Origin of the sequence: Streptomyces sp. NPDC056144 (genome assembly GCF_042264145.1) — a bacterium.
Lineage (GTDB): Bacteria > Actinomycetota > Actinomycetes > Streptomycetales > Streptomycetaceae > Streptomyces.
In genome coordinates, this window is record NZ_JBHJVF010000001.1 from 1182897 (window position 1) to 1204283 (window position 21387).

Consider the following 21387-nt stretch of genomic DNA (forward strand, 5'->3'; position numbering starts at 1 on the left):
AGGACATCGTCATGGCCGAAAACGGCCCCGCATCCTTCTCCCCGCCGACCGTCAGCCACATCGAGCTGTACGTCACCGATGCCGACGCCGCCACCGAGGCGTTCGTCACCGGATACGGCTTCCAGGTCTTCGCCACCAGCGACCGGACCGCCCCCACGCCCATGCCCACGCCCATGCCCACGTCCCGCTCCCTGGCCCTGCGCCAGGGAGACATCGTCCTCGTCCTCACCCAGGCCCTCGACACCACCCACCCGGCCGCCGCCTTCACCGCCGCCCACGGCGACGGCATCGCCGACATCGCGCTCACCGCATCCGACGTGCGGGCCGCGTTCGCCGACGCGGTCGCCCGGGGCGCCTGGGCCCTTGCCGAGCCGGCCGGGCACGAGGGCGGGTGGGTCACCGCGGCGGTGGCCGCCGGCTTCGACGACGTACGCCACACCCTCGTCCAGCGCCCGGCCGCCGGGGCCGAGGCGCACGGCACGCCGCTGCCGCTGCCCGGACTCGTCCCCGTGGCCGAACTCGCCCTGCCGCACGCAGAATCGCCCGGCCTCACCGTCCTCGACCACGTCGCCGTCAGCGTCAGGACCGGCGAACTCGCCGCCTCCACCGGCTACTACGAGCGCGTCTTCGGCTTCGAGGGCATCTACGAGGAGCTGATGGTCCAGGGCGCCGAGGCCATGGACTCCAAAGCCGTCCGCAGCCCTGCCGGCGACCTCACCCTCACCGTCCTCGCGCCCAGCCCCGCCCACCAGGCCGGCCACATAGGCGACTTCCTCGAACGGCACGGCGGGGGTGGAGTCCACCACCTCGCCTTCGCGACCGAGGACATCGTCGAGACCGTCGCCCGCCTCGACAAGCGCGGCACCCTCTTCCTCGCCACCCCCGACACGTACTACGAGGCCCTCGCGGCCCGCCTCGCCCCGCACCGGCACTCCGTCGACGAGCTGCGCGAGTCCGGCATCCTCGCCGACGAGGACCACGCCGGCCAGCTGTTCCAGATCTTCACGAGGACCGTCCACCCCCGCCGCACCCTCTTCTACGAGATCATCGAGCGGATCGGCGCCGACACCTTCGGCGGCGGGAACGTCCGCGCGCTGTACGAGGCCGTGCAGGCGGAGAAGGCCGAGCACGAGGCCAACGCCGCACCGGGGAGCGGCCGGTGAAGGCCCACCCGGCCGACGGCACGGTCCGCTTCGACCGCGCGGCCGCCGTCGACCGCGCGGTCACCGTCGACGGCATGGTCACCCCGGCCGACGCCGAGGCCCTGGCCGCCGCCGTACTCCCCGCCGGAGTCGAACGGTTCGTCGCGGGCGGCGCGGGCGACGAACGCACCCTCGCCGCCAACCGCGCCGCCTTCGACGCCCTCCACCTCCTGCCCCGCGTCCTCACCGGCGTCTCCACCGTCGACACCGCCACCCGGCTCCTCGGCGACGAGCCCGACCCCGCCGCGCTCCCGCTGGCCATCGCGCCGATGGCCTACCAGCGGGCCGTCCACCCCGAGGGCGAACTCGCCGTCGCCCGGGCCGCGTCCGCCGCCGGGATCCCCTTCACCGCCTGCACCTTCAGCAGCACCCCGGTCGAGGAGATCGCCGCGACCGGGGCCACGCTCTGGTTCCAGCTGTACTGGCTCCGCGACCGCGCGCTCACCAAGGACCTCCTGGCCCGCGCCGAGGAGGCCGGGGCGCGCGCCCTGATGCTCACCGTCGACACCCCGTACATGGGCCGCCGACGGGCCGACCTGCGGGGCGCCTTCACCCTGCCCGAGGGCGTGACGGCCGCGCACTTCGCGCGGGGCGACGACGGAGCGCCGAGCGGACCCCGGGACGGTGTGAGCGGCATCGCCGTCCAGACAGCGGGCCTGGTCGAACCGTCCCTGTCCTGGCGCGACCTCGACTGGCTCCGCGCCCACACCCGGCTGACCCTCGTCCTCAAGGGCGTCCTCGACCCCGCCGACGCCGACCGGGCCGCCGCAGAAGGGGTGGCGGGCATCGTCGTCTCCAACCACGGCGGCCGGCAGCTCGACGGCGCGATCCCGACCCTCGACGCCCTCCCGGCCGTGGTCGACGCCGTCGCCGGCCGCAGCCGGATCCTCCTCGACAGCGGCGTCCGCTCCGGCACCGACGTCCTCAAGGCCCTGGCCCTCGGCGCCTCCGGCGTCCTCCTCGGCCGCCCCGCCCTCTGGGGCCTGGCCGCCGGGGGAGAGGCGGGCGTCACCAAAGTCCTCACCCTGCTCCGCGAGGAACTGGAGAACGCCCTCGCCCTGTCCGGCTGCTCCGTCCCGGCGGCCGCCGCACGCCTGCGGACCACGAAGGGAGGAAAATCCCTGGACGGACCCGAAAAAGATCACGTACCGTTCACGTCAACGCCCTGAGACATGGAAGGAGGCGAGTGCCGTGCAGTTCACATCCCCGAGCGCTCCCTCTTTCATCTCCCCGGCGTGATGCGTCAGTTCTGACCGGGAGCGCTCCACGCAGCTTGTATCCCGGAGGAATTCCATGACCGATCTGGTCATCCGCACGCTTTCCACGAACGACGCCGCGCTCTTCGACGCGCACCCCGACCCCCTCGGCGCCCGCGAGAACCACCGGCGCACCCAGTTCCGTGACGAATGGAAGCGCGTCGCCCTGCGCGACGGCGAGGTCGTCGCGCGCGGAGCGTGGTGGGGCGGGCCCGAGGACGCGGAGCCCGTCAACATCAACTGGTTCGACGTCGCCGAGGGCGAGGAGGCGGCGGGGGCCGAGCTCCTGCGCTCCGCGCCCTGGCGGGTCGAGCTCGAAATCAACATCCCTGGCGGCTGGCGGGAGAACGACACCCTGCGCGCCGCCGCCGAGGCGCGCTTCGCCGCCGCGCACGCCGCGGGGTACGAGCCCCTGGTGGAACGGTTCCTCTACCGCTGGACCCCGGAGTGCGGGCTGCCCGAGCGCCCCGGACGCCTGCGGTTCCGCGAGGAGCCCGACGACGCCGTCTTCTTCGACGCCCTGCGCCGCATCCACTCCGCGACGCTGGACGCCCACGCCCTCCTCGCCATCGAGGAGGGCGGCCTCGACCAGGCCGCGCAGGAAGAGCTCGACTTCTTCCACTGGTGCCCGTCGCCGCGCGAGTGGTGGCAGGTCGCCCACACCCCCGAGGGCGAGCTGGCCGGGATCCACATCCCGGCCCACAACCCCTCCGGCCCGACGATCGGCTTCATCGGCGTCGTACCGGAGCAGCGCGGTCACGGCTACGCCTACGACCTGCTCGCCGAATGCACCCACTACCTCGTCGCGCAGGGCGCGGAGTTCATCAGCGGGGCCACCGACCGGGGGAACTTCCCCATGGCGGCGAACTTCGCCAAGGCCGGGTTCCCCGTCACCAGTGAGCGCGTGAACCTCCGGCCGACGGGCTGACGGTACGGGCGCGGGGCCACGCACCAGGCCCCGCGCCCTGTCCGACCCCGGTCCGCCGGACGGGCGCTAGCCTTCCCGGCCCGTCGTCGAGCCGAATCCCAGCCAGGTGTGGCGGTTGCCCCACCAACACCAGCCGACCTTCGGCGCGTTGCGCCGCTCGCGCCCGTCGCGGCCCGTGCCGTTGCTGATCCAGATCGCCGGAGTGCGCGTGTCCAGCGCGCCGTTGGCCTTCCGGAGACGCGAACCGATCGTCATGAAGCAGTGGTTGCGGGCGAGAGCCTCCGGCCGCTGGAGGACCCAGTGGATGCCCTCGGTGAGGACGAGCGGGGTGCGCTTCTCCTCGGCGAGGGCGGGCAGCGCCTCCTCCGGACTCCAGTTCGCCATCCGGTCGCCCCGGTCGACGTCCGTGACCAGGTACAGCGGGGAGTCGGGCAGCTCGATGTCCTGGGGCACGAACGCGTCCACGTCGGCCATGTCGACGACGACGAAACCGGGCTTGCCGTCCCGGTCGAGCAGCGGCGCGAGTGCCGAGGCCGGGGCCCGGTCGGGGTGCACGGCGAGCAGGACGTCCTCGCCGGTGACGGCGGCCTCCGCCGCGAAAGCCCGTACCGCTTCGGCGGTGATTCCGGCGATCTCGTGCACCCCGAGCTCGATCAGCCGCTCCGCCTGGACGGCGAGCGACGGCAGCGGCGGTACGGGGGTGATGGACGCGGTGTCGGTCAGCTGGGGCAAGACGCTCCTCAGTCCGGGGGCAGGGTGGTGGATGTGAGCTCAACGGGGCGGCCCGCGAGAACGTTCCCGTTCGCCGGGAATCCCGGCTCACCCGATTGGTTCGACCCGTCTCGCCGCGTCGCGGGCACGGCGGGAGGCTGGAGGCCCACGGACCAGGAGGACGGTGAGTGAAGGACTCCGTACCCCCGGCGCCGTTCCTGGGCCGGCCGCCGCCCCTGGACCCGGCGGTCTTCGACGCCAGCGTGGCCGCCGTCGCCGTGCTCGCGGGCAGGGAAGGGCGGCTGCTCTACACCAACGCGGCCTTCACCGGCATGTTCGGGCCCCGGCGGATCGGACTGGCCGCCCGGGAGGCGTTCCCCGACCCCGACGGCGGCCGGTTCCTCTCGGTCCTGGACGAGGTGTGGGCGACGGGCCGCGCCCGCCAGGTCGTCGGCGCGCGCGAGACCGACCCCGGGGCGCTCTCGCAGGCGCGGTACTTCGTTTACTCCTGCACCCCCGTCGAGACCGCCGAGGGCCCCGGCACGCTGGTCCTCGCGATGGACACCACGGCGGAGACCTTCGCGCTCCAGCGCTACCAGGCCCTCGTCTCCGCCGTGTCGGTCATGGTGTGGGTGATACACGCCGACGGCACCTTCGAGGAGATCGTCGCCGGCTGGGAGGGGCTCACCGGCGTCCCGTGGCACCCGCGCGCCGACGCGGGCTTCTTCACGCACGTCCATCCCCGCGACCGCGAGAGGCTCAGGGCGGGCTGGCGGTACGCCTCGGCTCAGGGCGGACCGTCGTCAGGCTCCGGATCGGGCTCGGTCTCCGGCTCCGGCTCGGTCTCCGGCTCAGGCCCGGGCCGCGGCGTCTTCGAGTGCGTCTTCCGCCTCCGTACCGCCGACGGCTCCTACCGGCACCTGTCCACCCGCAGCGTCCCCGTCCTGCGGGAGGGCCGGGTCGCCGAGTGGATCGCCGCGACCGTGGACGTCGAGGACACCTGGCGGGCCCAGCTCCGCGAACGGCTGCTCGCCCAGGTCGCGGCGGCGACGGGGGCGAGCCTGGGGGAGGCGTTCGGCGAGGTCGTGAAGGTCGTCGTGCCCGAGCTGGCCGACGCCTGCCTGATCCTGCTGCTCTCCCACGACGAGTGGCCGCTCCCCGACCACGCCCGGGTCACCGCCCGCCGGGTCGCCTCCGCGACCCGCCCGGGGCTGCACGCGCCGCCCGCCCTGCGCGGCCAGAGCGTCGCCGTCGGCCCCACCGTCCGCGAGGTCCTGGCGAGCCGGGTCCCGCGCACCTTCGACGTCTCCGGCGGCACCCCGCTCCCCGCGGACCTCGTCCCGACCGTCAGCGAGCGCTGGCTGACCGTCTCGGAGGCGACGAGCCTGACGCTGATCCCGCTCGTCGTCGACGACACCGTCCTCGGCTACGCGGCGACCAGCACCAACGGGGACACTCCGGCGCTCGGCCCGGCCGAGACCGACCTCCTCCAGGAGGTCCTCCACCACGCCAAGGAGCCCGTCCGCAAGGCGCTCGACCACCAGCGGGTGCGCCGTACCGCGCTGGCGCTCCAGCGGGCCCAGCTCACCCGGCCGCCCGTCGTTCCCGGGGCGACCCTGGCCGCCTCGTACCAGCCGGCGAGTTCGGCGAACGAGATCGGCGGGGACTGGTACGACGCCTTCACGCTGACCGACGGCACGCTCGTCCTGGACGTCGGTGACGTCGTCGGCCACGACCTCGCGGCCGCCACCGCGATGACCCAGATGCGCAACATGCTCCGGGCCCTGGCCTACAGCCACGGTTCGGGCGTGGCCCCCGGCGAGGTGCTCACCCGTTTCGACGAGGTGTGCGACGGCCTGGGGGCGGCGCCGTTCGCCACGGCCGTCCTGGCGCGGCTGGGCAGACTGCCCGAGCCCGCGCACGGCTGGCGGCTGACCTGGTCCAACGCGGGCCATCCGCCGCCCCTGGTGATCCCGTCCGGCGACGCCCCGTGCTTTCTCGTCGGCGCCGCCGAGGACCTCCCGCTCTGCGTCGACCCGGGCGGGCCGCGGGAGAGCCACACCCGCGTCCTCGCCCCGGGCGACACGCTCCTGCTCTACACCGACGGACTGGTCGAGACGCCGAAGGCGTCGATCTCCGCAGGTCAGCGACGGCTCGCCGCCGAGGCCTCCCGGCTGCGGGGCGCGCCGCTCCCCGAACTCCTCGGCGCGCTCCAGGCGCTCTCCGACCATCGGGACGACACCGCGCTGATCGCCTTCCGCGCGCATCGCGGGGGAGGGGCGGCCGTCGCCGAGTCGCCGTGACGTCACCATGCGTACATACTTCCGGAAATGGGCGATAACAGCCCACTCGGGACGGAGAAGACCTTGGACGACTACCCGCTGCTCAATCTCTTCTGGACCATGCTCTGGTTCTTCCTCTGGATCATGTGGCTGTTCCTGCTGTTCAAGATCATCACGGACATCTTCCGTGACCACGAGCTCAGCGGCTGGGGCAAGGCGGGCTGGCTGATCCTCTGCCTGATCCTGCCGTTCCTCGGCGTCCTCATCTACGTCATCGCGCGCGGCACCGGCATGACCCAGCGGGAGACCGCACGCGCCAAGGAGTCCGAGGCCCGCTTCCAGGAGTACATCCGCAGGACCGCGACACCCGACGGCGGGACCGGTTCCGCCGGTGACGAGCTCGCGCGGCTCGCCGACCTGAAGGAGAAGGGCGCGCTCACCGAGGAGGAGTTCCAGAAGGCGAAGGCCAAGATCCTCGCCTGACGCCTCGCCTGACAGAAGTGCAGACAGAAGTACAGACAGAAGTACAGAAGCACGACCGACCGACACGTGGCAGACGACAGGAGACGGGCATTGGAATGGAAGCCGCGGCTCGAAGCCCTGCGTGCGGGCGCCGAGCAACGACTCCCCGTCCTGACCGAGCTCACGAGCCGTCTCCTGTCCGCCAACCTCCTCGACGCCGGGACCAGGCTCGCCGCCCAGGCGTTCCTGGCCGCGGTCCCGCTCCTCTTCGCGTTCGCCGCCTTCGCCCCGCACGGCCTGCGCGACCAGCTGGCCGAGTCCCTCCGCTCGATGTTCGGCCTCACCGGCGCCTCCGACCAACAGCTCCGCGAGGTCCTGTACGGGACGACCGAGACCGGCCTGCGGGAGACCACCGGAGTGGTCGGCGCCGTTGTGGCGCTCGTCTCCGCGACGAGCTTCAGCCGCGCCATGGTCCGCGTCTGCGAACGCGCCTGGCGGCTGCCCAAGTCCGGCCTCCGCATCGCCGCCTGGCGCTGGGTGGCCTGGCTGTTCTTCCTCCTCCTCGTGATCGTCTTCCAGGGCCCCATCCGCGACGGCTTCGGTGCCGGCGTCCTCGTCGGAGCCCTCCTCATGTTCGTCGTCTCCGTCGGCGTCTGGCTGTGGACCCAGCACCTGCTCCTCGCCAAGCGCGTGGCCTGGCTCGCCCTGCTCCCCGGCGCGGTCCTCGCGGCCGCCGCCACGACCGTCCTCGGCCTGACGGCCCCCGTCTACATGCCGGGCGCCCTGGACCGCGCCATCGGCGAGTACGGCCCCTTCGGCGTCGTGCTCGTCATGCTCTCCTGGCTCATCGCCGTCTGCGGCGCCGTCACCTTCGCGGTGACCATCGGAGCCGTACTCGCCGAGGAGCCGCCCCTGAACCGGTACGTCAACCGGGGCGTGCCCGGAACCGGCACGGACACCCCCGCCCCTGAGACGGCGGAGTCCGGCGCGGAGGCCGAAGCGAAGCCCGACGACGGCTCCCCGGCCCAGCGCACCGTCCTCGCCGAACCCTCCCCGGCCTCCGAGTAGTCACAGCCCCTGTCGCGCCCGCCACCGGACCGTTACCTTGGTTGCATGGCACGGGAGATCCGGATCGAGATCAGTGACGAGGCGTACGAGGCCCTGGAGCGCGTCGCCGCGGAGAAGCACGTGCCCGCCGAGGACTACGCGGGCCGCGTCCTGGACGCCGACCTGACCCGCGCGCGGTTCCTCGAAGGCGCCCGCGTCTTCGTCGACCAGCACGGCAAGGCCTTCGCGGAACGCTTCGGCGGCCCCGCCAAGTCCCGTACCGACGCCGCCTGAGGGCCGGCGGGACGCGTGATACTCCAGATCGACCTCTCCTGGCTGCTCGACACCGCCCAGCAGGAGATCCCCGGCGACCCGGAGATCTCGGACTGGGGCGCGCTCGAAGCCGCCCGCGCCCGCCACGCCTTCCGCGTGATGGACGTCCCCGTGTACGAGCAGCCGCACCACCGTGCCGCCGCGCTCCTGGAGCAGTTCATCCGTGTTCCGGCGCTCGAACACTCCAACGAGCTGTACGGCGTGGTCGTCGCCGCCGCCTACCTCAACGCCTGCGGACTGCCCGTCAGCGCGACGGCGGAGGAGGCGATCGAGCTCGTCGAGCGGGTCGCCGAGGGGCTCATCGACGTACGGCAGACCGCCGCCGTCCTCAAGGAGTGGACCAGCTGACCGGCTGACGAGCTGACCGGCGCGGGGTTGCGGGGCCGAGGGTCCACGGGATTGTCAGCGCTGTTTGATACAAGTGCCGGAGTTCCCGGACTTGAGGAGACCACCCCGTGAGGATTCACCTGACCAGCGTCTTCGTGGACGACCAGGCGAAGGCGCTGCACTTCTACACCGAGGTCCTCGGCTTCGTGAAGAAGTACGACGTGCCGCTCGGTCCCGAAGCCCGCTGGCTGACCGTCGTCTCGCCGGAGGAGCCCGGCGGCACCGAACTCCTCCTGGAGCCCTCGGGGCACCCGGCAGTGAAGCCGTACCGCGACCGGCTCGTCGCCGACGGCATCCCGCTCGCCCAGTTCGCCGTCGCCGACGTCCACGCGGAGTACGAGCGGCTGCGCGGCCTCGGCGTCGTCTTCACCCAGGAACCGATGGACATGGGCCCGGTCACGACGGCCGTCTTCGACGACACCTGCGGCAACCTCATCCAGATCGCCACGCAGCCCCCCGCGCCGGAGTAGCACCGCGGGTAAAATCGGAGGGGACACGAGCGCGTGCCCGGACGCCCACGCGGGGGCGGAACGGAGGTCGTCGTGACCGGTTCCGCGGGGCCCGCAGAGCCGTCGTCGTACGGTGCTCTCGTCGATCCGGGTTACGCCGCCCTGATCGCCGAGAACCGATGGCTGCGCGAGCGGCTGGCCCACCGCCACCTGCTCGACCTCGCCGCCGGTGTCCTCGCCGCCCAGATGCGGCTTTCCCCCGCCGACGCGGCCGACCACCTCGCCGCCCTCGCCCGCGCGACCGGCCTGGCGGTCGGTGATCTCGCGGCGGACGTCGTCAACGCCGTCGCCGGGAGCGACGGCTCCCTGCCCGGCGGGAGTGCCCTGCCCGGCGGGGGCTCCCTCCCCGGTGGCGGTGGCGTCCACGCCCTCCCGCACCCGGTCGAGCAGCGGCGGGCCCGCCGCGTCGCCGCGGAGGCGGAGGCCGTGTCCCCGGGGCACGAGGCGGCACGGACGCTCCTGCGCGGCGGACTCGCCCCGTTCGGCGCGGACAGCCTCTGGCTCTGGCGGCGCGCCGACCACGGCTGCCTCGTCCTCGCCGGACACGCAGGCGTGGGGGCCGCGGAGGCCGCCGCCTGGCAGTGGATCCCGCCGGCGACCCCCGAACCCCTCCGCTCCGTGCTCGCGGGCGACGCGCCCCTGTGGCTGGAGGAGGGCACCGCCGCCGACGAGCCGCTCCCCGGGCCGTCGCCGCACGCCACCCGCGCCCTGGTGCCCCTGCTCCGGCACGGCAAGCCCGTCGGCCTCGCCCTCGTCGGCTGGCCGCGCCCGAGGAGCCTGGACGCCACCGCTCGGCGCGCCCTCCTCGGACTCCTGGAGGTCGCGAGCACCGTCCTCGACGTCGACGACCCGGCGCGCCCCGCCGCACCCGTCCTCGTCGACGTCCTCGACTCCCTCGCCCACCCGGCGATGCTGCTCGGCACGCGCGGAACGACCGGGGAACCGGCCGTGGAGCACCTCAACGACGAGGCCGTCGCCGCACTCGGCAGCCGCTTCCACGAGGAGCGCCCCACGCTCCTCCGTCTCTTCCCCCGCGCCCACACCGATCTCGCCCGGATGACGCGGCGCGCCCTCGCCACCGCCCGCGTCCAGCGTGCCGCGCGCCTCCCCGCGATCGCCCGGGAAGGCGAACCCACCCCGCTGCTCGACGTGCGGGTGGTCGCGACCGGCGCGGACCGGGCGGCCGTCCTCTGGCACGCCGCCACCGATCCGGGCCTCGCCGCCGCCCGCGCGGCCGACCGGCTCCAGAGCGTGGCGATGTTCCAGGACAGCCTGACCGGCGGCGACACGTTCTGGTCGGAACAGGCGTACGGCGTCCTCGGCATCGACCGCGACCAGCCGCCCGTCCCCCTCCTGGCCCTGCGCGGCCGCGTCCACCGCGACGACGGCGGGGCCTTCACCGACCTCCTGAGCACGCTCACCGAACGCCGTACGGGCGCCCAGGCCGTCCTGCGGATCACCGTCCCCGGCGGGGTGCTCCGGCACGTGCGCGTGGCCGCCGAGCCGCTCATGACCGGCGAGACCGTCACCGGGATCGCCGGCGTCTACCAGGACGTGTCCGACAGCAGACGCACCGAGGCCGTCCTCACCGCGACCTTCGACCACCTCACCGCCCTCCACCACCAGGCCGAGACCCGCCACCAGCTCGCGCTCCAGCTCCAGCGGGCGATCGTGCCCGAGGTCCCCGGCTTCCTCGAACTGCCCGGGGACCTGACGGTCGCCGTCCGCTACCGCCCCGCGACGGAGGAGTACCGCGTCGGCGGCGACTGGTACGACGTCCTCGCCCTGCCCACCGGCAAGATCCTCGTCACCGTCGGCGACATCGCCGGCCACGGCATCGACTCCGTCACCGGCATGGTGGCGCTCCGCAACGCCCAGCGCGCCCTGGCCTTCACCGGCGAACCGCCCCGCCGCCTCATGGGCTGGCTCAACGAGGTGACCCTGCGGACCGGCGGCGGCACGACGGCCACGGCGGTCTGCGCCCTGTACGACCCCGAGGACCACGGCCTCCTCTGGACGAGCGCCGGGCATCTGCCCATGATGCTGCTGCGCGACGGCCGAGCACGGCTGCTCGACCCGCCGCACGACGTGCTCCTGGGCGCGGTGCCCGGCTTCGCGTACCGGGAGCAGCGGATGGGACTGCGTCTCGGGGACACCCTCCTGCTCTACACGGACGGGCTGATCGAGCGGCGCCACGCCGGTCTCGACGAGGGCCTCGAACGGCTCGCCGCCGAGGTGGAACGGCTCGCGGACCGGCCGCCGGAGCGGCTCGTGGACGAACTGCTGCTGTCGGCGACGGGGGACACGGACGACGACACGAGCCTGGTGGCGGTACGGGTGGGGTGACGTCAGGTCGTCAGCCAGGACCGGATCTTCGCGGTGAGCTCCGCCTCGTCCACCGGCTTCGACACGTAGTCGTCCGCCCCCGCCCGGAGGGCGTCGCCCCGGTCGTCCGGCATCGCCTTCGCGGTGACCACGACGACGGGCAGGGATCCGCGCCCCGGCAGCTTCCGGATGGCCTTGATGGCGGTGTAGCCGTCCATGCCGCCCATCATCACGTCCATGAGGACGAGCCGGACCTCGTCGTGGGTGGCGAGCACGTCGAGGCCGGCGAGACCGCTGTCGGCCGTCAGGACCCGCAGGCCGTGGTCTTCGAGGACCTCGGTGAGGGCGAAGACGTTGCGGGAGTCGTCGTCGACGACCAGGACGGTCGCGCCGTCCATGCCCGTGCCCGCGCCGCTCGCGTCGAGCGAGCCCAGCGCGTCGCCGTGACTTCGCTCGTGACCGTGACCATGCCCGTGGTCGGAACCGTGACCCGGCCCGTGGTCGACGCCCAGGGCGCCCGGGTCGGATTCCGACGTCCCTGGCACGGGGGCGCCGCCCGTCGGCGTCTCCGCCGGCGGCCGGTGGACGGGCAGGTAGAAGGTGAACATGCTGCCCTCGCCCGGCCTGCTCTCCGCCTCGATGACGCCGCCGAGCAGCGCGGCCACCTCCCGGCTGATGGACAGCCCGAGGCCGGTCCCGCCGTACCGGCGTGCCGCCGTCCCGTCACCCTGCTGGAAGGCCTCGAAGACGAGCCGCAGCTGCTCGGGCGGGATGCCGACGCCGGTGTCCGTCACCCGGAACGCGAGCACGGGCCCGCCGTCGCGCAGCCCGGGCGGGGTCCGCGCCGCGCTCGCCCGCTCGACGTCGAGGCTCACCCGGCCGGAGTCGGTGAACTTGAGGGCGTTGGAGAGGAGGTTGCGCAGGATCTGGCGGACCCGCGCCTCGTCGCTGTTGAGCTCCTCGGGCACGTCGTCCGCGAGCGAGACGGTGAACTCCAGTTGCCGTTCGTCGGCGACGGGCCCGAAGGTCGCCTCCAGGTACTCCATGAGGAGGTGGAGCGGGAACGGCTCGTGCCGGATGTCCAGCTTGCCCGCCTCGACCTTCGACAGGTCGAGGATGTCGTTGATGAGCCGCAGCAGGTCCGACCCGGCGGAGTGGATGACCTCCGCGTAGTCGATCTGCTTCGCCGTCAGGTTCCCCTGCGGGTTCTGCGCCAGCAGCCGGGCCAGGATGAGCAGGCTGTTGAGCGGGGTGCGCAGCTCGTGGCTCATGTTGGCGAGGAACTCGGACTTGTACATCGAGTTCCGGGCCAGCTGCTGGGCCCGCGCCTCCAGCTCCTGCCGGGCCTGCTCGATGACCAGGTTTTTGGACTCGATGTCCTTGTTCCGCTGGGCGAGGAGCGCCGCCTGTTCCTGCAACTCGGCGTTGGAGCTCTGGAGTTCCTGCTGCCGGCTCTGCAGTTCTTTCGACCGTGAGCGCAGCTCGTCGGCCAGCTTCCGGTACTGGCCGAGGAGTTCGTCCGTACGGAGGTTGGCGACCAGGGAGCTGAGGACGGCGCCGGCGGTGACGACGAAGCGGTCGAGGAACTCGCGCCGCAGCGGGGTGAAGGGATGGAGCGAGGCGAACTCGACCGCGCCCAGGACCTGTTCCTCCACGACGATCGGCAGGACGATCAGCGTGCTGGGCTCTCCCGAACCGACGCCGGAGGCCACGGTCGCGTACCCGGCGGGCACCTGCTCGATGAGGAGCGCGCGCCGGTCGCGGGCGGCCTGCCCGACGAGCGACTGGCCGAGGCGGAAACGGCGCGGTTCGACGTCCGGGGCGTCGGGGGACCCGTAGGCGGCGGTCATGACGAGCTCGATGCCGCGCTCGTCGTCGGAGGCCAGGAAGAAGGCCCCGTACTGGGCGCCGACCAGGGGCGGCACCTCTTCCATGATCAGCTCGGCGATCTCGGGGAGCCGCCGGGTGCTCTGGAGGAGCCCGGTGATCCGGGCCAGGTTGGTCTGGAGCCAGTCCTGCTCCTCGTTGGCCCGGGTCGTGGCGCGCAACGACTCGACCATCGCGTTGATGTTGTCGCGCAGATAGCCGACCTCGCCCGGCGCGTCGGCCGTGATCGAGCGGGTCAGGTCGCCCTCGGCGACCGCGCTCGTGACCTCGGCGATGGCCCGGACCTGCCGGGTCAGGTTGCCGGCGAGCTCGTTCACGTTCTCCGTGAGCCGCTTCCACGTGCCGGAGACGCCCTCCACCTCCGCCTGGCCGCCCAGCTTGCCCTCCGTGCCGACCTCCCGGGCCACGCGCGTGACCTCGGCGGCGAAGGACGACAGCTGGTCGACCATCGTGTTGATGGTCGTCTTCAGTTCGAGGATCTCGCCCCGGGCCGAGACGTCGATCCGGCTCGTCAGGTCGCCCTGGGCGACGGCCGTGGTCACCTGCGCGATGTTCCGCACCTGGTTGGTGAGGTTGTCGGCCATCGAGTTCACGTTGTCGGTGAGGTCCTTCCACGTGCCGGAGACGCCGTGGACGGTGGCCTGGCCGCCGAGCTTGCCCTCGGTGCCGACCTCGCGGGCCACCCGGGTGACCTCCTCGGCGAAGGAGGAGAGCCGGTCGACCATCGTGTTGATGGTCTCCTTCAGCTCCAGGATCTCGCCGCGCGCGTCGACCCGGATCTTCCGCGTGAGGTCCCCGCCCGCGACGGCCGTGGCGACCTGGGCGATGGACCGCACCTGGGAGGTCAGGTTGTCGGCCATCGTGTTCACGCCGGAGGTCAGCTCGCGCCAGACCCCGCGCGCCTTGGGCTCGCGGATCCGGCCGCCGAGCAGCCCCTGCCCGCCGACCTCGCCGGCGACCCGCGTCACCTCGGAGGTGACAAGGGACAGCTGCCCGACCATGTCGTTGTAGACGGCCGCGATCTCGGCGAGGATGCCGCCGCCCGCGTCGGGGAGCCGGGCGGAGAGATCCCCGTCCCGGACGGCCGTCAGCCCGGCCAGCAGCTGCCGGAGGCCGTCCTCCCCGAGCTCCGCGTGGGGCGGCGAGCCGTCGAAGGAGGCGGCCGGTCTGCGCTCTGCCATGAAGACCTCGCACCGGTGAGCGGGGTACGGGCCGGGACGCGAGGCGCGCCTCGGCGCTCCCGCGCCACCCTTCCACTGTAGGACGGACGGGGGTGGCGGGCTCGGGGCCGCCCGGTTCGGCCCGCGCGTTCACGGGCCGGATCGGGGACCGCCGGGCGGCAGCACCGTCACCTCGAACCACACGGTCTTGCCCCCCTCCTGGGGCACGCAGCCCCAGGCCGTCGCGAGCCGTTCCAGGAGGTAGAGCCCGTGCCCGGACGAGCGGCCCGGCCGGTGCGGCCCGTGCGGCCGGGGCCGTACGGGGCTCGCGTCGCTGACCCGCACCCACAGGCGGCCGTCGGTGAGGTCGAGGCAGAGTTCGTACGGGGCTCCGCCGTGGGCGAAGGCGTTGGAGACGACCTCGGAGACCAGCAGGAGGGCGTCCTCGACGGGGATCCGCCCGGGTGCCCCGGCGGGCCCGAACCACTCGATCAGGGCCTGCTGGGTGTGATCGCGGCATTCCCGTACGACTCCGACGCCCCGCGTGAGCTCGTAGCGGCGGGTGCGGAAGGTCCCACGCTCTGCGTCCCGGCCGGTCATACACCGCCGCTGCCCTCCCGGACGGGTTTCCAACCTCCTCCGGGCCGGGTCAGGAAACGAAAGGCGGCTCGACGTCACCGAGAGCGGCGCCGGGGTCCTCGTACACCCGGAAGACGCTCCGCGCGCCCGTGATCTCGAACATGCGCTCCACTGGAGGCCGGAGCCCGGACAGGACGACGAGCCCGCCCTCGGCCAGCATGCGCAGGCGGGCGCCGAGCAGCACGTTCAGGCCGGTGGAGTCGCAGAACCGCAGGCCGGCGCAGTCGACGACGACCCGGACCGGTCCGCCGCGCTCCGCGAGCGCGGTCCGCAGGGGAGCCGCGGTGTCGTGGTCGAGCTCGCCGTGCAGGGCCATGACGACGGTGCCGGGACGATCTCCCGGCCAGGTCCGGACGACCAGACGCGGAATCTCGGTTTCCCTGGGCACGGTCATCGTGGCGACGCCTGTCTTTCTCCCCTCATGCTGCCGCTGCCCGGACCCCGCCCCGCCATGCGCGCGAGGGTGCTTGAGCGTGCCGAGCCCGGGTACCCGTACAGCGCGAGAGGAGGCGAGCCCGTCATGACCGCCTTCGAACTGGTCCATGTGGTCCTGGCCGCCAACGGCGGGAGCACGCACGTCGTACCCCTGGACGCCCCGGATCACGACCCCGTCGACCTGCCCGAGGGAGCGGTGGTCTCCGTGACCCTCGTCTTCCGCGTCATGGAGGACCTGGACGGGCTGGCCTTCGAGACCAGCCGGAGAGCCGACGGCGGTGTCGTCGCCGAGAGCAGGACCACGCTCGGCGGCTACCGCGCCGGAGGCCCGTACGAGGTCGTCCTGCCCGCCGAGCGCCTGCCCGTCGGCCACGCGAGCCTCGGTACGTACGAGGTGACCGGCCGTTTCGTCGACGGGGACGGGCGCGAACACGCGAGGGAGCTCCATCGCTTCCGGATCGTCCCCCAGACGGCGAAGGTGTAGAAAGGGGCAAAAGGTGCGAGAAGGTGGGTGGGTCCATGCGGCACGAGGAACCGGTGGACGACGGCGGGGGCGGGTACCTGTCCGACCGGTTCGCGACCGACGGGTCCACGACCGACGGGTTCGCGACCGACGGGTTCACGTCCGGCCGGTTCGCACGTGACCGGTTCACGGTGGAGATCCGGCCCGTGCCCGGCGCCGACACCGATGTCCTCGTGCTCACCGGCGAGCTCGACCGCGACACCGTGGCCCCGCTGACCGCGGCCGTCGAAGAACGCCTGGGCGTGAGAAGAACCGTCGTCGACTGCTCCTACCTGCGCTTCTGCGACTCCTCCGGCCTGAACGCGCTCCTGCGGGCGCGGCTGCGGACCCTGGAGGCCGGCGGTCGCCTCGACCTCGCCGGGCTGCGGGCCCCGGTGAGCCGGATGTTCGACATCACCGGGGCCCGAGGCGTGTTCCGCGTGTACGGGACGCTGGGCGAGGCGCTCGCCGAGAGCGGTGGTGAGGGTGGAGGTGGCGGAGACGGTGGGGACGAGGATCGCGGCGGTTCCGGAGGCGGCGGGGCCCGTGACGGCGAGCGCTGACGGCACGAGCCGCCCCGAGCAGGTCCGCAGACTCGTCCTGCACGGCACCAGGGGCGTCGTCTCGCGCTGCCGGGACTTCGCCGCCGAGGCGCTCGCCGACTGGGGCTGGCTCCCGGCGCAGACGCCCGAGGAGGACGAACGGGCCGAGGACGTCCTGCTCCTCGTCTCGGAGATCGTCACCAACGCCTGTCTGCACGCGGGCGGCCCCCAGGAGATGGTCCTGCGCCATCGGCCGGGCCGCCTCCGGGTGGAGGTGGCCGACGCGAGCCCCGAACACCCCCGGGCGCGCGTCACGCGCTCGCCCGCCCTGCCCGGCGGGCACGGGCTGATGGTGTTCGACCGGCTCGCCGGGGACTGGGGCAGCGAGGACAAGGCGAACGGGGACGTCGGCAAGGTGGTGTGGCTGGAGGTCAGCCGACCGGGACGGCCTCCGTGGCGACGGCGGGACCCTCAGGGTCCTGAAGACCTTCGGGACCTTCGGGACCGTCGTCCAGGAGACCCCGCCTGAGCTCGCCGAGGATCCGGGTCAGCAGGCGCGAGACGTGCATCTGCGACAGGCCGACCTGGAGGCCGATCTCCGTCTGTGTGAGCTCCTCGCCGAAGCGGAGCTCCAGGATGCGCCGGTCCCGCGCGTCGAGGCGGGCGAGCAGGGGTCGCAGCGCCGTCAGGGACTCGATCAGCTCGTAGGCGGGTTCCGAGGTGGAGAGCCGGCGCGCTGCGGCGCCGGGGGAGTCGTCGTCGTCACCGGCCGTCGCGTCGAGTGACCGTGCCGCGTAGCCGTGGGCGGCCAGCTGTCCCTCGGCTACCTCGTCCTCAGGGACCCCCAGCCGCTCGGCCAGCTCGGCCCGGGTGGGCAGGCGGCCGAGGCTCTGTTCCAGGGCGTCGGTGGCCTTCGCCAGCTCGATACGGAGTTCCTGGAGGCGGCGGGGGACGCGTACGGCCCAGCTGGTGTCCCGGAAGAAACGCTTCATCTCGCCGACGATCGTCGGGAGGGCGAAGGCGGAGAAGTCGACCGCGCGCTCGGGGTCGTACCGGTTGATCGCCTTGATCAGGCCGATCGTGCCGACCTGGACGATGTCCTCCGTGGGCTCCGCGCGGTTCCTGAACCGGCGGGCGGCGAACTTGACCAGGCTCAGGTTCAGCTCGACGAGGGTGTTGCGGACGTACGCGTACTCCGGCGTCCCCTCGTCGAGCTCGCGCAGCCGGCGCAGCAGCGCGACGGAGAGGGTGCGCGCGTCCTCCGTGGAGGCACCGGTGGGGTCGACGGGTTCGGGGAGCCCGCCGAGCGCCGCGCGGCGCAGCGAGACCCCGTGAGGGGCGGAGACGTGCGTGAGGGTGGACATGTGAAGTCCTTCGACGGTGGCGGTGGGCCTGCCGCCACGGCCGTGAAGGGAGCGGCGGGGGGTCCGTCGGTGCTGCTGTCCGGGGGAGACGTGCGTCCGGAGTGCAGTACGTGCATGTCGAGCATCTGGAGACAGGATGCCCGCTACGGGTGGGTTTGACACCGATTCCCGGGGCATCCGCCTGGTGCGACCGCGCAGCGCGTGGCGGTCGCACCAGGCCACCAGGGACCGTGAGGAGGTGCCGCGATGGACGAGGCACGACTCTCCCCGCGCGAGCGACGCGTCCTGGCGGAGATCGAGGAACAGCTCCAGGAGCAGGACGAGCCCCTCGCCCGCCGCCTCGGCGCCATGAAACGGGGGCCCCGGTTCGCCGTCCCCTCCATGGCCGACACCCGGCGCCGGCTCCCCGGCCTCGGCGTCACCGCGCTCGGCCTCACGACCCTCGCTCTGCTCGTCCTCGCGGTCGCGACCGGCGCACCCGCGCTGATCTGGGCGTTCGCGGCCGTCTGGGTGCTGACCCTGATCGGCCTCCTGCTGCTCGTCGTGCGCTGGTCGCGGCGGTGGACGCGCGCCCGTGCCCCGTCCTCGGGATCCCGGCCCGCCGACTGAGTACCCGGTCGCGAGAACCGCTGTCGGAACCACTGAGAGGAGAATCGCCATGCCCCGCGGATCGAGCCCCAAGAGGGAACGTCAGTACGAGCACATCAAGGAGAGCGCGGAGCAACGCGGCGAGAGCCCGAAGCGCGCCAAGGAGATCGCCGCCCGCACGGTGAACAAGGAACGGGCGCGTGCCGGCGAGTCCAAGACCGCGAGCAAGTCCTCCACCCAGGACATGTCCTCGTCCAAGCGGGGCGGTCAGCGCTCGCACAGCGGCGCCCAGGGACCCACGTACGACCAGCTGTACGCCGAGGCCCGGCGTCGCAACCTGCACGGCCGTTCACAGATGAACAAGGCCGAACTGAAGAGGAAGCTCGGGCACTGACATGACGGCGCCACTCACCCCAGCCCCGGCCCCCACCTCCACCCGTACCCGCACCCTCGACCCCGGCAGCGACCTGTCCGAGGTCGGCGAGCTCGCCCGGCAGCTGCGGGTGGACTGCGTCCGCGCCAGTACCTCGGCCGGTTCGGGCCACCCCACCTCGGGCCTCTCCGCCGCCGACCTCATGGCGGTCCTCATGACCCGCCACCTGCGGTACGCGTGGGAGGATCCCGGGAACCCCGCTGCGGACCACCTGGTGTTCTCCAAGGGGCACGCGTCCCCGCTCCTGTACGCGATGTTCAAGGCGGCCGGGGCGATCGACGACGACGAGCTCATGACCACGTACCGCCGTCACGGCCACCGGCTGCAAGGCCACCCCACCCCCGAGCTGCCCTGGGTGGACGTGGCCACCGGTTCGCTCGGTCAGGGCGTCGGATACGGGGTCGGCATCGCGCTCGCCTGCCGTGACCTGCGGAAGTCGCCCGCGCGGGTGTGGGTGCTGTGCGGCGACAGCGAGACCGCCGAGGGCTCGGTGTGGGAGGCCCTGGACGCGGCCGGACGGCACCGGCTCGCGAACTTCGTCGCCCTGATCGACGTCAACCGCCTCGGCCAGCGCGGCCCCACCGCCCTGGAGTGGGACACCGCGGCCTACGCCCGTCGTGCCGAGGCCTTCGGCTGCCGGGCGATCAGGGTCGACGGCCACGACCTCGCGGCGATCGACCGGGCCCTGACCACGGCCGCCGACGGCCTGGCGCCCACCGTGGTGATCGCGAGGACCGTCAAGGGCCGGGGCGTGAGCGAGGTCGCCGACAAGAACGGCTGGCACGGCAAACCGCTCCCCGAGGACATGGCCGAGCGAGCGATCGCCGAACTCGGCGGCACGCGCCACCTGCGCGTACGCGGCCCGGTGCCACCCGCCGCCCCCGCCCGCTCCGTGACCCGCGCCCGGCCGCGGCGCGTGCCCGGAGCCGTCCGCCTGCCCCGGTACGAGCCCGGCGACCGCGTCGCCACCCGGGCCGCCTTCGGCGCCGCCCTCGCGGCCCTCGGCGCGCGGAGCGAGATCGTCGCCCTCGACGCCGAGGTCGGCAACTCCACGCACACCGAGGAGTTCGGCGAGAAGTACCCCGACCGGTACGTCCAGGCGTACATCGCCGAACAGCAGATGATCGCCGACGCCGTCGGCATGGCCGTGTGCGGCTACCACCCCTTCGCCACGACCTTCGCCGCCTTCCTCACCCGCGCGCACGACTTCCTGCGCATGGCCGCCGTCTCCCGGATCACGATGGCCGTGTGCGGGACCCACTGCGGCGTCGAGATCGGCGCCGACGGCCCCTCGCAGATGGGCGTCGAGGACCTCGCCATGATGCGGGCCGTCCTCGGCTCCACGGTCCTCTACCCCGCCGACGCCACCTCCGCCGCCGCGCTGACGGCGGCCATGGCCGACCTCGACGGCATCAGCTATCTGCGGGCCACCCGAGGGGCCTACCCCGTCCTGTACGCCGACGGCGAGACGTTCCCCGTCGGCGGCTCCAAGACCCTCCGCCGTACCGACGACGACCGGGTGACCCTGATCGGCGCGGGCGTCACCCTGCACGCCTGCCTCGCCGCCGCCGACACCCTGGCGGCCGAGGGCGTACGCGCAAGGGTCGTCGACCTGTACTCCGTGAAGCCCGTCGACGGCCGCACACTCGCCCGCGCCGCCCGGGACACGGGCGCACTCGTCGTCGCCGAGGACCACCACCCGGAGGGCGGGATCGGCGAAGCCGTCCTGTCGGCGCTCGCGGAGCACGGCGCCTGCCCGGCCTTCGCCCACCTGGCGGTCACCGGGCTCCCGGACTCGGGGACGACCGACGAACTCCTCGACGCCGCGGGCATCTCCCGCACCCACATCGCCAAGGCGGCCCGCGGGCTCCTTGCGCGGTCATCGAGCGCAGAACAAGGAGACGAACCATGAGCAGAGTCGAGCAGACGATCGACGTGGACGTACCGCTGCGGCGGGCGTACAACCAGTGGACGCAGTTCGAGGAGTTCCCGAAGTTCATGGAAGGAGTCGAGGACGTCAGGCAGCTCGACGACCGGCACTGCCACTGGCGGACCCGGGTCGCCGGAGTCCAGAGCGAGTTCGACACCGAGATCGTCGACCAGCTCCCCGACGAGCGCGTCTCCTGGCGCACCGTCGGCGGGGACGTTCGGCAGAAGGGCGTCGTCAGCTTCATGCAGATCGACGACGAGCACACCCGGGTCCGGCTGGCCATGGACGTCGAGGCCGACGGCATGGGGCAGAAGCTCGCGGACGCCCTCGGCATGCTGGACCGACGGGTCAAGGGCGATCTGAAGAGGTTCAAGGGATTCATCGAGGAGCGCGGCGAGGAGACCGGAGGCTGGCGCGGCCGGATCCGTCCCGGTGACGCCGTCGACCCCGACGCCGGCATGGACG

Annotated in this window: 21 protein-coding genes and 1 pseudogene; 17 read left to right on the forward strand and 5 right to left on the reverse strand. The window is 73.1% G+C overall.

Annotated features, from left to right (window positions below; translation table 11 throughout):
- The first annotated feature begins 11 nt into the window (after window positions 1-11).
- From hppD to ACFC0Z_RS05045, 3 genes are all read left to right on the forward strand, one after another.
- Entirely contained in the window at window positions 12-1163 is a 1152-nt protein-coding gene (hppD, locus tag ACFC0Z_RS05035; RefSeq protein WP_376432827.1) for a 4-hydroxyphenylpyruvate dioxygenase, read from the forward strand.
- A gap of 74 nt (window positions 1164-1237) precedes the next feature.
- Complete coding sequence (locus ACFC0Z_RS05040) at window positions 1238-2371, forward strand: alpha-hydroxy acid oxidase (protein ID WP_376433461.1); 1134 nt, start codon at window positions 1238-1240, stop codon at window positions 2369-2371.
- Window positions 2372-2495: 124 nt separating this feature from the next.
- Entirely contained in the window at window positions 2496-3386 is an 891-nt protein-coding gene (locus tag ACFC0Z_RS05045) for a GNAT family N-acetyltransferase (protein WP_376432829.1), read from the forward strand.
- 66 nt (window positions 3387-3452) lie between these two features.
- Here the strand turns inward: ACFC0Z_RS05045 and ACFC0Z_RS05050 are convergent, their stop codons facing one another.
- Window positions 3453-4109 (reverse strand): DUF5701 family protein, encoded by a 657-nt coding sequence (locus ACFC0Z_RS05050; RefSeq protein ID WP_376433463.1) that lies wholly within the window; start codon window positions 4107-4109, stop codon window positions 3453-3455.
- A 176-nt stretch (window positions 4110-4285) separates the two neighbouring features.
- On the opposite strand from ACFC0Z_RS05050, the gene ACFC0Z_RS05055 reads away from it, so the two are divergent.
- The 7 genes from ACFC0Z_RS05055 to ACFC0Z_RS05085 all read left to right on the forward strand — a co-directional run bounded on the left by ACFC0Z_RS05055 (window position 4286) and on the right by ACFC0Z_RS05085 (window position 11463).
- Window positions 4286-6400 carry a SpoIIE family protein phosphatase gene (locus tag ACFC0Z_RS05055; protein WP_376432831.1) on the forward strand — a complete coding sequence of 705 codons (2115 nt, stop codon included), beginning with the start codon at window positions 4286-4288 and terminating at the stop codon, window positions 6398-6400.
- A gap of 63 nt (window positions 6401-6463) precedes the next feature.
- Window positions 6464-6862: an SHOCT domain-containing protein gene (locus ACFC0Z_RS05060; RefSeq protein ID WP_376433465.1), complete on the forward strand. Its 399-nt coding sequence runs from the start codon at window positions 6464-6466 to the stop codon at window positions 6860-6862.
- 90 nt (window positions 6863-6952) lie between these two features.
- Window positions 6953-7909, forward strand: coding sequence for a YhjD/YihY/BrkB family envelope integrity protein (locus ACFC0Z_RS05065; RefSeq protein ID WP_376432833.1), 957 nt, complete (start codon window positions 6953-6955; stop codon window positions 7907-7909).
- A gap of 45 nt (window positions 7910-7954) precedes the next feature.
- Entirely contained in the window at window positions 7955-8182 is a 228-nt protein-coding gene (locus ACFC0Z_RS05070) for a hypothetical protein (RefSeq protein ID WP_376432835.1), read from the forward strand.
- A 15-nt stretch (window positions 8183-8197) separates the two neighbouring features.
- The gene (locus tag ACFC0Z_RS05075) at window positions 8198-8569 is read left to right on the forward strand and encodes a fic family toxin-antitoxin system, toxin component (RefSeq protein ID WP_376432837.1); all 372 of its coding nucleotides are present in this window, start codon (window positions 8198-8200) and stop codon (window positions 8567-8569) included.
- Window positions 8570-8676: 107 nt separating this feature from the next.
- Window positions 8677-9078, forward strand: a complete 402-nt coding sequence (locus ACFC0Z_RS05080) for a VOC family protein (RefSeq protein ID WP_376432839.1) — start codon at window positions 8677-8679, stop codon at window positions 9076-9078.
- Window positions 9079-9150: 72 nt separating this feature from the next.
- A complete protein-coding gene (locus tag ACFC0Z_RS05085) occupies window positions 9151-11463 on the forward strand; it encodes a PP2C family protein-serine/threonine phosphatase (RefSeq protein WP_376432841.1) in 2313 nt (770 codons plus the stop codon).
- Window positions 11464-11465: 2 nt separating this feature from the next.
- Here ACFC0Z_RS05085 and ACFC0Z_RS05090 read toward each other — a convergent pair whose 3' ends face one another.
- The 3 genes from ACFC0Z_RS05090 to ACFC0Z_RS05100 all read right to left on the reverse strand — a co-directional run bounded on the left by ACFC0Z_RS05090 (window position 11466) and on the right by ACFC0Z_RS05100 (window position 15522).
- Window positions 11466-14510, reverse strand: a complete 3045-nt coding sequence (locus ACFC0Z_RS05090) for a HAMP domain-containing protein (protein ID WP_376432844.1) — start codon at window positions 14508-14510, stop codon at window positions 11466-11468.
- Window positions 14511-14639: 129 nt separating this feature from the next.
- On the reverse strand, window positions 14640-15089 hold the full coding sequence (locus tag ACFC0Z_RS05095; protein WP_376432846.1) for an ATP-binding protein: 450 nt from the start codon (window positions 15087-15089) through the stop codon (window positions 14640-14642).
- A gap of 49 nt (window positions 15090-15138) precedes the next feature.
- Entirely contained in the window at window positions 15139-15522 is a 384-nt protein-coding gene (locus ACFC0Z_RS05100) for an STAS domain-containing protein (protein WP_376432848.1), read from the reverse strand.
- Window positions 15523-15648: 126 nt separating this feature from the next.
- Between ACFC0Z_RS05100 and ACFC0Z_RS05105 the strand changes: the two genes are divergently transcribed.
- From ACFC0Z_RS05105 to ACFC0Z_RS05115, 3 genes are read left to right on the forward strand one after another with little or no spacing between them, the layout of a single operon-like run.
- A complete protein-coding gene (locus tag ACFC0Z_RS05105; RefSeq protein ID WP_376432850.1) occupies window positions 15649-16047 on the forward strand; it encodes a hypothetical protein in 399 nt (132 codons plus the stop codon).
- A 35-nt stretch (window positions 16048-16082) separates the two neighbouring features.
- On the forward strand, window positions 16083-16628 hold the full coding sequence (locus ACFC0Z_RS05110; protein ID WP_376432853.1) for an STAS domain-containing protein: 546 nt from the start codon (window positions 16083-16085) through the stop codon (window positions 16626-16628).
- A complete protein-coding gene (locus tag ACFC0Z_RS05115) occupies window positions 16612-17136 on the forward strand; it encodes an ATP-binding protein (protein WP_376432855.1) in 525 nt (174 codons plus the stop codon). The genes ACFC0Z_RS05110 and ACFC0Z_RS05115 overlap by 17 nt, the downstream gene beginning before the upstream one ends.
- On the opposite strand, the gene ACFC0Z_RS05120 is transcribed toward ACFC0Z_RS05115, so the two are convergent.
- On the reverse strand, window positions 17039-17971 hold the full coding sequence (locus ACFC0Z_RS05120; RefSeq protein ID WP_376432857.1) for a SigB/SigF/SigG family RNA polymerase sigma factor: 933 nt from the start codon (window positions 17969-17971) through the stop codon (window positions 17039-17041). The genes ACFC0Z_RS05115 and ACFC0Z_RS05120 overlap by 98 nt on opposite strands.
- Window positions 17972-18217: 246 nt before the next feature.
- Here ACFC0Z_RS05120 and ACFC0Z_RS05125 point away from each other — a divergent pair, with 246 nt between their 5' ends.
- From ACFC0Z_RS05125 to ACFC0Z_RS05140, 4 genes and pseudogenes are all read left to right on the forward strand, one after another.
- The gene (locus ACFC0Z_RS05125; protein ID WP_376432859.1) at window positions 18218-18580 is read left to right on the forward strand and encodes a DUF3040 domain-containing protein; all 363 of its coding nucleotides are present in this window, start codon (window positions 18218-18220) and stop codon (window positions 18578-18580) included.
- A 49-nt stretch (window positions 18581-18629) separates the two neighbouring features.
- Window positions 18630-18953, forward strand: coding sequence for a plasmid stabilization protein (locus tag ACFC0Z_RS05130; RefSeq protein WP_376432861.1), 324 nt, complete (start codon window positions 18630-18632; stop codon window positions 18951-18953).
- A 1-nt stretch (window position 18954) separates the two neighbouring features.
- Entirely contained in the window at window positions 18955-20904 is a 1950-nt protein-coding gene (locus ACFC0Z_RS05135) for a transketolase (protein WP_376432863.1), read from the forward strand.
- Window positions 20901-21371 (forward strand): annotated as a pseudogene (locus ACFC0Z_RS05140) (SRPBCC family protein); the annotation flags it as partial. The gene ACFC0Z_RS05135 and the pseudogene ACFC0Z_RS05140, both read left to right, overlap by 4 nt.
- Window positions 21372-21387: the final 16 nt, after the last annotated feature.

What these genes read in the sequence shown, in the direction of transcription:
- hppD (WP_376432827.1), top strand. Translation starts at nt 12, where the DNA reads ATGGCCGAAAACGGCCCCGCATCCTTCTCCCCGCCGACCGTCAGCCAC.
- ACFC0Z_RS05040 (WP_376433461.1), top strand. Translation starts at nt 1,238, where the DNA reads ATGGTCACCCCGGCCGACGCCGAGGCCCTGGCCGCCGCCGTACTCCCC.
- ACFC0Z_RS05045 (WP_376432829.1), top strand. Translation starts at nt 2,496, where the DNA reads ATGACCGATCTGGTCATCCGCACGCTTTCCACGAACGACGCCGCGCTC.
- ACFC0Z_RS05070 (WP_376432835.1), top strand. Translation starts at nt 7,955, where the DNA reads ATGGCACGGGAGATCCGGATCGAGATCAGTGACGAGGCGTACGAGGCC.
- ACFC0Z_RS05090 (WP_376432844.1), bottom strand. Translation starts at nt 14,510, where the DNA reads ATGGCAGAGCGCAGACCGGCCGCCTCCTTCGACGGCTCGCCGCCCCAC.
- ACFC0Z_RS05095 (WP_376432846.1), bottom strand. Translation starts at nt 15,089, where the DNA reads ATGACCGGCCGGGACGCAGAGCGTGGGACCTTCCGCACCCGCCGCTAC.
- ACFC0Z_RS05100 (WP_376432848.1), bottom strand. Translation starts at nt 15,522, where the DNA reads ATGACCGTGCCCAGGGAAACCGAGATTCCGCGTCTGGTCGTCCGGACC.
- ACFC0Z_RS05105 (WP_376432850.1), top strand. Translation starts at nt 15,649, where the DNA reads ATGACCGCCTTCGAACTGGTCCATGTGGTCCTGGCCGCCAACGGCGGG.
- ACFC0Z_RS05110 (WP_376432853.1), top strand. Translation starts at nt 16,083, where the DNA reads ATGCGGCACGAGGAACCGGTGGACGACGGCGGGGGCGGGTACCTGTCC.
- ACFC0Z_RS05120 (WP_376432857.1), bottom strand. Translation starts at nt 17,971, where the DNA reads ATGTCCACCCTCACGCACGTCTCCGCCCCTCACGGGGTCTCGCTGCGC.
- ACFC0Z_RS05125 (WP_376432859.1), top strand. Translation starts at nt 18,218, where the DNA reads ATGGACGAGGCACGACTCTCCCCGCGCGAGCGACGCGTCCTGGCGGAG.
- ACFC0Z_RS05130 (WP_376432861.1), top strand. Translation starts at nt 18,630, where the DNA reads ATGCCCCGCGGATCGAGCCCCAAGAGGGAACGTCAGTACGAGCACATC.
- ACFC0Z_RS05135 (WP_376432863.1), top strand. Translation starts at nt 18,955, where the DNA reads ATGACGGCGCCACTCACCCCAGCCCCGGCCCCCACCTCCACCCGTACC.